General features: G+C 32.6%; 12 protein-coding genes. 3 read left to right on the forward strand and 9 right to left on the reverse strand.

Features of this window, described 5'->3' with window-relative positions:
• Nucleotides 1-51 precede the first annotated feature (51 nt).
• Nucleotides 52-2,607, reverse strand: a complete 2,556-nt coding sequence (locus tag L1276_RS09850) for a BamA/TamA family outer membrane protein (RefSeq protein WP_253787284.1) — start codon at nt 2,605-2,607, stop codon at nt 52-54.
• A 37-nt stretch (nt 2,608-2,644) separates the two neighbouring features.
• Between L1276_RS09850 and L1276_RS09855 the strand changes: the two genes are divergently transcribed.
• On the forward strand, nt 2,645-3,373 hold the full coding sequence (locus L1276_RS09855; protein WP_253787286.1) for an RNA methyltransferase: 729 nt from the start codon (nt 2,645-2,647) through the stop codon (nt 3,371-3,373).
• 9 nt (nt 3,374-3,382) lie between these two features.
• Here L1276_RS09855 and L1276_RS09860 read toward each other — a convergent pair whose 3' ends face one another.
• From L1276_RS09860 to L1276_RS09875, 4 genes are all read right to left on the reverse strand, one after another.
• A complete protein-coding gene (locus L1276_RS09860; RefSeq protein WP_253787288.1) occupies nt 3,383-4,096 on the reverse strand; it encodes a porin family protein in 714 nt (237 codons plus the stop codon).
• 1 nt (nt 4,097) lies between these two features.
• On the reverse strand, nt 4,098-4,829 hold the full coding sequence (ubiE, locus tag L1276_RS09865) for a bifunctional demethylmenaquinone methyltransferase/2-methoxy-6-polyprenyl-1,4-benzoquinol methylase UbiE (protein WP_253787290.1): 732 nt from the start codon (nt 4,827-4,829) through the stop codon (nt 4,098-4,100).
• A gap of 578 nt (nt 4,830-5,407) precedes the next feature.
• Nucleotides 5,408-5,890: a dihydrofolate reductase gene (locus L1276_RS09870; RefSeq protein WP_253787291.1), complete on the reverse strand. Its 483-nt coding sequence runs from the start codon at nt 5,888-5,890 to the stop codon at nt 5,408-5,410.
• 12 nt (nt 5,891-5,902) lie between these two features.
• Nucleotides 5,903-6,247, reverse strand: coding sequence for a 2TM domain-containing protein (locus tag L1276_RS09875; protein ID WP_253787293.1), 345 nt, complete (start codon nt 6,245-6,247; stop codon nt 5,903-5,905).
• Between the two features lie 238 nt (nt 6,248-6,485).
• On the opposite strand from L1276_RS09875, the gene L1276_RS09880 reads away from it, so the two are divergent.
• On the forward strand, nt 6,486-6,782 hold the full coding sequence (locus L1276_RS09880; RefSeq protein ID WP_253787295.1) for an isoamylase early set domain-containing protein: 297 nt from the start codon (nt 6,486-6,488) through the stop codon (nt 6,780-6,782).
• 39 nt (nt 6,783-6,821) lie between these two features.
• Here L1276_RS09880 and L1276_RS09885 read toward each other — a convergent pair whose 3' ends face one another.
• The 4 genes from L1276_RS09885 to L1276_RS09900 all read right to left on the reverse strand — a co-directional run bounded on the left by L1276_RS09885 (nt 6,822) and on the right by L1276_RS09900 (nt 10,328).
• The gene (locus L1276_RS09885) at nt 6,822-7,673 is read right to left on the reverse strand and encodes a thymidylate synthase (RefSeq protein ID WP_253787297.1); all 852 of its coding nucleotides are present in this window, start codon (nt 7,671-7,673) and stop codon (nt 6,822-6,824) included.
• A 77-nt stretch (nt 7,674-7,750) separates the two neighbouring features.
• Nucleotides 7,751-8,374, reverse strand: coding sequence for a bifunctional nuclease family protein (locus L1276_RS09890; RefSeq protein WP_253787299.1), 624 nt, complete (start codon nt 8,372-8,374; stop codon nt 7,751-7,753).
• 162 nt (nt 8,375-8,536) lie between these two features.
• Entirely contained in the window at nt 8,537-9,505 is a 969-nt protein-coding gene (locus tag L1276_RS09895) for an electron transfer flavoprotein subunit alpha/FixB family protein (protein ID WP_253787301.1), read from the reverse strand.
• Between the two features lie 76 nt (nt 9,506-9,581).
• Entirely contained in the window at nt 9,582-10,328 is a 747-nt protein-coding gene (locus tag L1276_RS09900; protein ID WP_253787303.1) for an electron transfer flavoprotein subunit beta/FixA family protein, read from the reverse strand.
• Nucleotides 10,329-10,829: 501 nt separating this feature from the next.
• On the opposite strand from L1276_RS09900, the gene L1276_RS09905 reads away from it, so the two are divergent.
• Nucleotides 10,830-11,807, forward strand: a complete 978-nt coding sequence (locus tag L1276_RS09905) for a pyruvate dehydrogenase complex E1 component subunit beta (protein WP_071636151.1) — start codon at nt 10,830-10,832, stop codon at nt 11,805-11,807.
• Nucleotides 11,808-11,825: the final 18 nt, after the last annotated feature.

Genomic DNA, 11,825 nt, shown 5'->3' on the forward strand with positions numbered 1-11,825 from the left:
TTTTATAGTTGTTTTTAGTTTTTAGGTTGCAAAAATAAGAATTAATTAGCATTAGAACGGATAATTTATTCCAAAATTTAAAACCGAGTGACCAAAATTGTATTCTTTAAACCATCTGTCTCCCTTGTCATGCGCCGGATTATAGGTCTTAAAGCCTAAATCTAAGCGAATAACAAAAAAGCTTAAATCGTATCGTAAACCAAATCCTGAACCCAAAGCAATTTCATCTAAATCGTTTAAGTTGTTAAATCTTGCCTTGTCATCAATCACATTATCGAGCACATTCCAGATATTTCCGGCGTCTGCAAAGAGTGCTCCTTTAACATCACCAAAGATTTTAAAACGAAATTCGGCACTAAGTGCAATCTTCATATTGGCCTCGTTAAAATCGTTTAAAGCATTTGTGCTTCCGGGACCAAGTGAGTAAGGCTGCCATGCTCTATTGTCGTTTGAACCTCCAGAATAATAACTTCGTGAAAACGGAATGTAATTAGAGTTGCCAAACGGAATTGCAATTCCAAAAAAGCTTCTTACAGCCAGTACTTTTTCTTTTCCAAAATCCCAGTGTTTGATATAATCAAATTCTCCTTTTATGTATTCAGCATATTCTAAATTGAATATTTCGTAATTCCCGTTTGCATTTTTGGTTAATTTTCCAATGCTTGAAACCGCAGATAATAATGTTCCCGCAGATTCTAATTTAGTTTTAAACTGATAAAAAGTGTTGTCTGCTAAATCGGTTTTAGTGGTTTTGGTGAACGTATAACTTGTAGAAAGAATAAAGTCATTTTCGGTCAAACGAACCCTTCTTTCTTCAATACTTTCTACGTCTTTATATTGAGACATTCCCGGTGTTAAAGCAGTTTGATTGGTTAAAACCTCATTTGTAAAATTTGTTGTTCCATCTGGAATTCGTAAGTTTCCGTTGTCATCAAGATTCGAATCAATAGTATTGTAGTTTTGTGCAATACCATTTAATTCATTGTAAGAAGATTTGTAAACATTGAAATAATTATTCGGATTTAAGTTTCGAACATATTGTGCATTCAATAAATCAAACTTTACAGTATTACGTCTTTTAGGAGACCAGTTGTAAGCGATTCCTCCGGTAAAATTTTCCTTATCTAAACCAATATTTTGCTGTTTAGAGAAACCTGCAGCAATTGAAGTAGAAGGAATCATTCTTTTCGGAATAATTTTTTCTGTTCCAAATGGCATCAGAATTCTTGGGAAATTTAGTTTTAAATCCAATCCATATTCCGAAACGTTAAAAAAGTTATCGTTTGGATTCGCCATATCTTTTGATGAACCAATATTAGCACGTGCCGAAATTTCTAATGTTTCTGCCCTGTTGAATACATTACGAATCGTTTCTGAAATGCTGGCTCCAATACCAAAATCCTGAATATTAGAATGCGTAAGATCTAATGTGGCGCCAAAACTGTATTTTTTTCTTGGAGTTAAATAAACCTTCGCAATCAAAGACTGCGCTGTAGAATCGCGTTTGTCGACTTCATATTGTATCGAAGGATAATTGAATATTTTAAGATTATTTAAATATCGGGAAGAAAGCGTAGTTCTTGTGTCCGAAAAGGTGCTTCCTTTAGTAATAAAAATAGCATCTGTAATAGCACGAGGCTTATATTTCAGCTTTTTATAACTGTACAAATTAAAGTTATTATAAGTTGTGCTGTCATTAATCTGGCTTTTTGAATTAGCAGGAGAATAATCAGTATAAATATTTACATCACTGATTTTGTATAATTTAAAAGGCTCGGTTCTACTGGAATCTCTTTCCTGAATATTATTGTTATTGATGATTAAAGTTACATCGGCTTTGTTTTTTTTACCAATTGTGTCAATGTCAAAAGTAACATAAGTAGGCTGAAAAAAATAAGCACCATGATTTCTGTAATACGTTGTAATTCTGTTTTTTTCTTCCTCAAAATCAGAAGTTTTATATTGATTTCCTGATTTTAAAAATGAAGGTTCATTGCTCGTTTTATATAATGAATCCAGAGCCGGAGTTAATATTTTGGTTTTTATAGTATCAAGCGTATATGCAGGTCCGGTTGTAATGTTGTAATTTATTTGGGCTTTTTTTCTGGCAATGCTGTCTATTGTATAATCTGTTGATACGTTAAAATAGCCATTATTAAAATAGTAGAATTTTAAACGTAATAAAGATTTTTTTGTTTTTGCCGTATCAATAATTACAGGCGGTTCTCCCGTGTTTTTTAAAAATTCATGAATTCCTTTGTATAAAAAAGACTGGCCGAGTCTATCTACTTGTTTAGCAGATAATATTTTAGCCTGACGCTCGTATAAACCGGGATTATTTTTAAATTTTGCCTGATAAGTCGAGTCAGGATTTAAATTAGCTAAATTGTATAAATTCAATCGAAGTTTGTACCCTAATAATGTACCATTGGGTTTTTGATACATTTGATTAGATGCATTTTCATCATTTGTAGACTTTCCGTTTACAAGAATATTATTTTTTACAAGAAGGTTTTTTCCATCCGGAACTCTTTTTACAGCATTACAAGCGCAAATAAGTATTGCTATTAGAATAAATGCTGTTATTTTTGTGGAATTATTTTTCAAGTGTTTTTTAATATTTAATTCAAAAGTACATTATTTTATGGTTAGTAAAAACCAAATAAAGCTTATATCAAGTTTACATCAAAAAAAGCAGCGTTTTGCCAATCAATTATTTTTTGCCGAAGGAGTAAAAGTAATTCAGGAATTGCTGCAATCCAATTTTGAATTAGAACATTTATACACCACGTTAAATGATTTTGAAGCAGTTCAATCTTCAAAACGTACTCTTATTAATGAACAAGAACTAAAAAAAATAAGTGCTTTGACAACTCCAAATTCTTGTTTGGCGGTTTTTAAAATGCCTGTTGAAAATCAAATTATAAATTCAGGTTTAATTTTGGCATTAGACGATATTCGCGACCCGGGAAATTTGGGTACAATAATGCGTCTTTGTGACTGGTTCGGGATAAGACAAATCATTTGTTCTAAAGAAACAGTCGATATTTATAATCCTAAAGTAGTGCAGGCCACAATGGGATCTATCGCCAGAGTAAACGTGAATTATGTTGATCTTAAAACCTTTATAAGTCAGACAAAACTTCCTGTTTTTGGAACATTTATGGACGGCGACAATATTTACCAATCGATTTTACCGAAAAACGGAATCATTATTATGGGTAATGAAGCCAACGGTATTTCGGCAGAGATTGAAAAAACAGTAACCAGCCGACTCACAATTCCAAGATTTGGAGAGCTGCAAAAAACCGAAAGTTTAAATGTAGCTACAGCAACAGCAATTATTCTTAGTGAATTTAAACGAAATAGTTAATATTTTGTTTTAATGAAATGTGAAATTTATTAAAATTGCTCTAGATTTCATTGAATCGATGTTGTCTGTCCATGGACTAGGACCGTTTATAGGTTTATCGCGAATTAATTCATCGGTAATACCAAACATTCCTCTTATAGAAGGAGAGAAGATGAAGTATTCTGTAAAGAAATCAATTCCAAAACCTAACTCATAAGCGGCAGTCCATTTTTTTACTCTAAATTTACCCTCAAAGTTATCATCTGTAGATTTTGAATTACTAGATAAATTTAAAGTAGTCGACATTCCTCCAAGTAAATACGGACGTATGTTTCCTGTTCGTAATGACGAAAATTTTAATAATAACGGAAAGTGAATATAAGTGCTGTTTACTTCACGTAAATAGTCTTTTTGAAGGGTAAAGTCTGGATAATTTAAATCACGTTTTGTATAATACAAACCAGGTTCAAAACGTAAATTAATATATTCCTGAAGTCTTAAATCTGCTACAACACCCACATTAAATCCAGTTGTTTTTTTTACCTCAATATCTTCCTGTACAGGATTTTTGTAATCGATTTTAAAGTCAAAGCTGTTAAATCCTAAATAATAACCAAAATACAGGCGTTGTTTCTGCCAGTTTTCGAGGTTAATGATCGGGTCTTTGCTAAACATGCTTTTAGCAAATTGAGAATATCCTTTTGTCGTTAAGACCAATAAAATGACGATTACAATTTTTCTCATACTATTTTTTAGATGCTGAATAAATGGTTGCTACACCAAAAGTTTGCGGCATTGCTACAACATCTATAAACCCAGTTTTTCTTAAAATATTGTTTAAGGCTTCTCCGTAAGGAAACGCTGCTGCAGATTCAGATAAATATCCGTAAGCTGAGTTGTCTTTCGAAAACAATTTTCCAATAAGTGGAAGTATATTTTTGCTGTAAAATTTATATCCTTGTTTATAAGGTGTTTTATCAGGAACAGAAGTTTCCAGAATTACAAAAACCCCGTTTGGTTTTAAAACTCGTAAAATTTCGGCAAAACCTTTTTCTAAGTTTTCAAAATTACGTACGCCAAAACCTACTGTAATTGCGTCAAAGTAATTATCTTCAAAAGGAATATTTTCAGAATCGCCTAAAACTAAATCAATAACATTAGATAATTTCTTTTCTTCTACTTTCTTTTTTCCAACTTCAAGCATTCCGGCAGAAATATCAAGACCAATAATTTTTTCGGCTTTAGTCTGTGCCATTAAAATGGCTAAGTCACCCGTTCCTGTAGCAATATCCAGTATTACTTTTGGTTTAGAATCAGAAACTATTTTCAATACTTTTTTTCTCCATTTAGTATCAATACCAAATGAAATTACGCGATTCAAATTATCGTAGTTCCCAGAAATGTTATCAAACATTTGAGCGACCTGCTCTTTTTTACCTAAAGAAGAGTCTTTATATGGAGTTATTTTTTCAGACATTATTATAATTTACGCAAATATAAACAATCTAGTTTAACTGTAATTGAGTTTTTTAAAATGTCAATTAAATGTTTTAAAACAAAAGCTCAAATCAAGTTTTGCATTATTTTTTAAGGCATCACCAAAAGTGGGTATTTTGAAAAAATCACTAAAAGTGGGTATTGTACCGCGCTGATTTTATGCACAACTTTGTTGAAGTAAAAATGATAAAAGTTTTTAAATGATTGATAGTTTGAATTGACTTAATCAGATGGTTGCTTTTTTTGCACTGGTAATCATTTGTTCAGGTAAGTAGTTTTTAAAGTGTTGTTCTTGGGGGAATACTATTTTAAAAGTGCGAAGTACGTTCTTAGGATTAAATTTGTTTTTGGAAATTTTAATTTTCTTGCCTTTAATATCTTAGTGGTATTTGTTGTTAAAGGCGTTTTTGAGATTTATCTCAATTAACATTAAATGTTATTCAGTTATTTCAAGTGTTTCTTTTTAACATTTGTGATTTTTACAAAAACTATTTCTTGAGCAAGTCAAGAGTCAATCGTTTTCTAAAAAACATCCTCCAAAAGAGGATGTTTTTTTATTTATTTTCTAATGTAAGTTTCATAAGTATAATCATAAAGATGTTTTTCATCTTTAAAATTTTCTTCAGATTCTACTAACTGCCATTCACTTTTGCTGAATTTTGGAAAAAAAGCATCTGCATCAAAAGTATGGTGTACTTTGGTAATTTCAATTATATCGGCAAAAGGCAAACCTAAATTGTAGATTTCACCGCCTCCAATAATATACGAATCTTCGTTTTCAGGACAGGCTGCAATAGCTTTTTCAATACTGTCAACCACAATACACCCTTCCGGGTTATAATCGGTTTGGCGTGTTATAACAATGTGTGTTCTGTTTGGTAAAGGTTTTGGGAAGCTTTCAAAAGTTTTTCTTCCCATAATAATATGATGATTAGTCGTAAGCGACTTAAATCTCTTAAAATCATTTGGCAGATGCCATACTAACTCATTGTTTTTTCCAAGAGCATTGTTTTCGGCAACAGCCGCTATCACTATAATCATGGTATGCTGTAACTAAATTTTATTCTCAGTTTCTTCGTTTATTTTCGATTCTAATTGACTAATTCTTTTTTGCTGTAAAGCAACAAGTCTGTCAATTTGTTCTCTTTCCCATTTTTTGTTCATAAAGCGATCTGTGATATACACTTTTATGAAATGTAAAATGAAAATAAAAAGCCAGATGGTAATGCCCCAGACGCACCAGTTTTGAGTTGTTCCTTCGCCAAAACCAAAAAATCTATTGGCAATGAATAAAAATAAACTCCCTAAAAGGAAAAGAACAAAATGAAAATATAAGACTTTTTTTTGTCTTAATCGTCTTCGGGCATACTCATATTGTTCGTGCGCTTCTTTTTCCATAAGATAAAAATGAGATTATAAAGTTAAAATTTATTTTTGAAAGACAATATTTTGGGTGTAGAATATTTGTTATAAAATGCCTTATCAATTTGAAATACAAAATTTTAAGTATCTTAAATTATGGATGTAATTAAAAACATACGCTGTTTTTGGTATTATCGTAAATCGATTGTCTATTATTCTATGTTTGACGGAATTTACTTAATTTTAGAGATATAAATCTAAAAACTAAATAGTTATGTCTTTGAAGAAACAATTTATCAAAACGAAACCTGTTGTTAAAGTCACATTTTCTATTGACGCTAAAGATGCTGATTCGGCAGCAGTCGTTGGCGATTTTAACAACTGGGATGCTTCAGAAGGAGTTTTAAGCAAGTTGAAAAACGGAACTTTTAAAGCCACTTATGACTTGGTGAAAGATGCGATTTACGAATTTAAGTATGTAATCGACGGAGCGTATGTTAATGACCCAGAAGCTGATTTTTACAAATGGAATGATTATGCCGGAAGTGAAAATGGGGTTGTGGCCGTTTAAAAAAATCCGCTTAAATATTTAAGCGGATTTTTTTATAATTTATACAGCAACACTTCCTTTTATGGCAGGATGCGGATCGTAATCTACGAGCGTAAAATCATTAAAATCAAAATCAAAAATGTTTTTTATCTCTGGATTTAAAACCATTTTTGGTAATGGTTTTGGGTCCCGCGTTAATTGTAATTCCAATTGTTCAAAATGATTGTTGTAAATATGTGCATCACCAAAAGTGTGAATAAAATCGCCTGCTTCCAGATCACAAACCTGTGCAATCATCATGGTTAACAATGCGTAAGAAGCAATATTAAAAGGAACGCCCAAAAAGATATCGGCACTTCGCTGGTACAATTGGCAAGATAACTTTCCTTTAGTTTCTCCTTTTTCTAAATCTGGAGCAGCTACATAAAATTGAAAAAAGGCATGACAAGGAGGCAGCGCCGCTTTATTATTAGCTACATTTTCTTCAAAAGATTTTTTAGTATCTGGCAGAACCGAAGGATTCCATGCAGAAACCAGCATTCTACGGCTGTTTGGATTCGTTTTTAATTCAGTAATTAATTCAGAAATCTGGTCAATTTCTTCGCTATTCCAATTACGCCATTGATGACCGTAAACAGGTCCTAAATCACCATTGGAATCTGCCCATTCATCCCATATTTTTACTCCGTTTTCCTGAAGGTATTTTATGTTAGTATCGCCTTTTAAAAACCAAAGTAATTCGTATATGATCGATTTTAAGTGTACCTTTTTGGTTGTAACCATTGGGAAACCTTCACTTAAATCAAAACGCATTTGATAACCAAAAACACTTTTTGTTCCGGTTCCGGTACGATCTCCTTTTTGATTGCCGTTTTCTAAAACGTGTTTTACTAAATCTAAGTATTGTTTCATTAGTGTGTTTATTCGATTAATTGTTATAATCGTTTAATCGACTGAGCGAATAAACGGTTGAACGATTAAACATAAAATTATCGTCTAGAGATTTCGTCTCTGATTTTTGCTGCTTTTTCGTAATCTTCCTGAGAAACGGCTTGATCTAAAAGCTCGTTTAGCTCTTGTAAACTGTGTTTTGAATACACTTCGCCAGATTGATTGGTTTCTTCTTCGTGTCCAAAAGTTTCTGGATTAGAAAGCACATCGTCGATTTCCTGAGCACCCTGATCAGAATCTGAAGTGTTTGATTTTAGATAAATTCCTGCTTTATCCAAAATGTTTTTATAAGTAAAAATCGGTGCGTTGAAACGTAAAGCCAAAGCGATTGCATCAGAAGTTCGGGCATCGATAATTTCTTCAATTTTATCTCTTTCGCAGATTAAACTAGAGTAGAAAACGCCGTCAACTAATTTGTGAATGATAACTTGTTTTACAACTATATCAAATCTTTCTGCAAAGTTTTTAAATAAATCGTGTGTTAACGGACGCGGTGGTTTAATTTCTTTTTCTAAGGCAATAGCGATCGATTGGGCTTCAAAAGCCCCAATAACGATAGGTAATTTTCTTTCACCATCAACTTCATTCAAAATTAGGGCATAAGCGCCATTTTGAGTTTGACTGTATGAAATTCCTTTTATGGATAATTTAACTAGACTCATATATGTTTGTAAAAAAGGCACTTAGCGCCTCATTTTAAAGATTTTTTGATTGGAAAATGAAAGTGCAATTTTAATCAAAAAATATGGAACAAAAAAGCTGCCTATAAACAAAGATACAATATCTTGTTTTTAGGCAGCTATATTTTGAAAAGAATTCTTGAATTAAGAATGTTGTGCTTTAAAAGCTTTTAATTTCTCTGTTAATTGTGGTACAATTTCAAAAGCGTCACCTACAATACCGTAATCAGCTACTTTAAAGAAAGGTGCTTCAGGATCGTTATTAATAACTACTTTTACTTTTGAAGAGTTGATACCGGCAATGTGCTGAATCGCTCCAGAAATACCTACAGCAATGTATAAGTTAGTTGCAACTGGTTTTCCTGTTTGTCCAACGTGCTCGCTGTGAGGTCTCCATCCTAAATCTGAAACTGGTTTAGAACATGCAGTTGCAGCACCTAAAACAGCAGCAAGATCTTCGATTAATCCCCAGTTTTCTGGACCTTTTAATCCACGTCCGCCAGAAACTACGATATCAGCATCAGCGATAGAAACTTTTCCAGTCACTTTTTCTACAGATTCTACTTTTACTCCAAAGTCATTGTCTCCAATTGTTGGATTAAAATCTTCTTCAGATGCAGATCCTGCACTTTCGAAAATTCCGTAAGAGTTTTTAGCCAATCCAAGAACTTTTACATCTGTAGAAATTTCTGTGATATTAAAAGCTTTATTTGAGAATGCATTTCTTTTTACTTGAAATGGAGAAGTGCTAACTGGTAATCCAACAACATTTGATGCAAAACCGGCATTTAAAGCTACTGCAACTAATGATGAAAGATAAATACTGTCTGTTGTAGAAGAAAGTAAAACTACTTTTGTGCCTTCTTTTTCAGCTGCTTGTTTGATTACATCGGCGTAAGCCTTAGCAGTAAAACCAGCTAGTTTATCGTTGCTTACTTTTAAAACTTTATCAACTCCGTATTTTGCTAATTCGCTTACGTCGCTAATGTTTACAGTTAAAGCTGTAACAGTTGTTCCTAAACTTTCGGCTACTTTTTTTGCATAAGAAGCCAATTCGAAAGCTACTTTTTTAAATTTTCCTTCTGCAGATTCTGCATATATTAATATTGACATGATTTTTTTGTTTTGAGGTTTAAAGTTTCAGGTTTCAAGTTTTGTAAAACTGAAAACTTCGACTGAAAACTGATTACTAGATTACTTTCGCTTCGTTGTGTAATAAATTGATTAACTCATCTAAATTATCTGCAGAAACTAATTTCACCGCTGATTTTGGAGCTGGTTTTTCAAATTTTACTGCTTTTGTATTTGCTGGAGCATCAACTGGTTCAAGAATAGTTAAAGCTTTAGTTCTTGCTGTCATAATTCCTCTCATGTTCGGAATACGTAAATCTTTTTCTTCAACAAGACCTTTTTGACCGCCAATAATTAATGGAAGAGTAGTGCTTACTGTTTCTTTTCCACCGTCGATTTCTCGAACTGCTTTTACGTTATTTCCGTCAACTGTTAAAGATGTGCAAGAGTTTAAGAAGTTAGAACCTGTGATTCCGGCGATCATTCCAGGAACCATTCCTCCATTATAATCTAAAGACTCTTTTCCAGCAATTACAAGATCGTAACCGCCGTTTTTAATAACTTCTGCTAGTTGCTTAGCAACAAAAAAACCGTCAGTTGGATTTGCGTTAACACGAATTGCTTCGTTAGCACCAATTGCTAAAGCTTTACGCAATGTTGGTTCAGTATCTGGGCCTCCAACGTTTACAACCGTTACATTTGCACCTTGTTGTTCTTGGAACCAAATTGCGCGTGTAAGGCCAAATTCGTCGTTAGGGTTAATTACATATTGTACGCCATTGGTGTCAAATTCTGAGTCACCGTTGGTGAAGTTGATTTTTGAAGTAGTATCAGGCACATGGCTGATGCAAACTAGTATTTTCATAAGTATATATTTTGAATTTATAATATGCTTTTACAAATTTAGAATTTAATTTGGAATAATTATACTATGCATGCATAATATTTTTGAAAACTATTACGATTTCGAAGATTGTGTGGTTTTCGATGATTTTCATTGGGATATAAAAATAAAAAATCACTCTTTTTATCTGATTGTTAGTAATTTTGCAATGTTTGAAGGCTTACTGCTAATTATTTTTTTATGAGATAAATACTAATTTTTTACTTTTTACGTTTTGATCAGAGAATTTGGAAGAGAGAAGAATTAAACAAATAGATAAAACTTTGTCTAAAAAAATATTTCGGGCTATTAAGTGTTGATTATACGTTATTATATCGTTTTCGTAAATATCACAATTAACTTTAAAAAGTTAAAAGCAAAAGAACGTAAGAACTTCATGCGATTTTAAATTCAATTTATGCTTTTAAGTTATTTAAAATATTTATTTTTGCTCTTCAGAAAATTCAACATACAATAAAAAATATGAGAACAATACAATTTAGAGAGGCCATTTGTGAAGCGATGAGCGAAGAAATGCGTCACGATGAATCCATATATTTAATGGGAGAAGAGGTTGCAGAATATAACGGAGCATACAAAGCTTCAAAAGGAATGCTTGCTGAGTTTGGCGAAAAGAGAGTAATAGATACTCCAATTGCTGAGCTTGGGTTTACAGGAATTGCAGTAGGTTCTGCAATGAACGGTAACCGACCAATTGTTGAGTATATGACTTTCAACTTTTGTTTAGTTGGTATTGATCAAATTATAAATAATGCTGCTAAAATGCGTCAAATGACAGGAGGGCAATTTAATGTGCCTATCGTTTTCCGCGGACCAACAGCTTCTGCTGGTCAATTAGGAGCTACTCACTCACAAGCTTTAGAAAACTGGTTTGCAAATACTCCGGGTCTTAAAGTTGTTGTGCCTTCAACTCCATATGATGCTAAAGGACTTTTAAAATCTGCAATTCGCGATAATGATCCGGTAATTTTCATGGAATCTGAGCAAATGTATGGTGATAAAGGTGAAGTGCCGGACGGAGAATATACAATTCCATTAGGAGTTGCTGATATTAAACGTGAAGGAACAGATGTTACAATTGTTTCTTTTGGAAAAATTATTAAAGAAGCTTTTATCGCTGCTGATGAATTAGCAAAAGAAGGAATTTCTTGTGAAATTATCGACTTAAGAACTGTTCGTCCAATGGATAAAGATGCTATTCTTAAATCTGTTAAAAAAACAAACCGTTTAGTAATTCTTGAAGAAGCCTGGCCATTTGCAAGTATTTCTTCTGAAATTACATATATCGTTCAAGAGCAAGCTTTTGACTTCCTTGACGCGCCAATTCAACGTATTACAACAGCAGATACTCCTGCACCGTATTCGCCAGTATTACTTAAAGACTGGCTGCCAAATGCTGGTGATGTAGTAAAAGCAGTTAAAAAAGTATTATACAAATAATACATATTTAAAATACTC

The sequence above is a fragment of the Flavobacterium sp. HSC-32F16 genome (assembly GCF_024171645.1).
Taxonomy (GTDB): Bacteria; Bacteroidota; Bacteroidia; order Flavobacteriales; family Flavobacteriaceae; genus Flavobacterium.

Coding starts and splice junctions, on each gene's coding strand:
- L1276_RS09855 (WP_253787286.1), top strand. CDS start 2,645: ATGGTTAGTAAAAACCAAATAAAGCTTATATCAAGTTTACATCAAAAA.
- L1276_RS09860 (WP_253787288.1), bottom strand. CDS start 4,096: ATGAGAAAAATTGTAATCGTCATTTTATTGGTCTTAACGACAAAAGGA.
- ubiE (WP_253787290.1), bottom strand. CDS start 4,829: ATGTCTGAAAAAATAACTCCATATAAAGACTCTTCTTTAGGTAAAAAA.
- L1276_RS09870 (WP_253787291.1), bottom strand. CDS start 5,890: ATGATTATAGTGATAGCGGCTGTTGCCGAAAACAATGCTCTTGGAAAA.
- L1276_RS09875 (WP_253787293.1), bottom strand. CDS start 6,247: ATGGAAAAAGAAGCGCACGAACAATATGAGTATGCCCGAAGACGATTA.
- L1276_RS09880 (WP_253787295.1), top strand. CDS start 6,486: ATGTCTTTGAAGAAACAATTTATCAAAACGAAACCTGTTGTTAAAGTC.
- L1276_RS09885 (WP_253787297.1), bottom strand. CDS start 7,673: ATGAAACAATACTTAGATTTAGTAAAACACGTTTTAGAAAACGGCAAT.
- L1276_RS09890 (WP_253787299.1), bottom strand. CDS start 8,374: ATGAGTCTAGTTAAATTATCCATAAAAGGAATTTCATACAGTCAAACT.
- L1276_RS09895 (WP_253787301.1), bottom strand. CDS start 9,505: ATGTCAATATTAATATATGCAGAATCTGCAGAAGGAAAATTTAAAAAA.
- L1276_RS09900 (WP_253787303.1), bottom strand. CDS start 10,328: ATGAAAATACTAGTTTGCATCAGCCATGTGCCTGATACTACTTCAAAA.
- L1276_RS09905 (WP_071636151.1), top strand. CDS start 10,830: ATGAGAACAATACAATTTAGAGAGGCCATTTGTGAAGCGATGAGCGAA.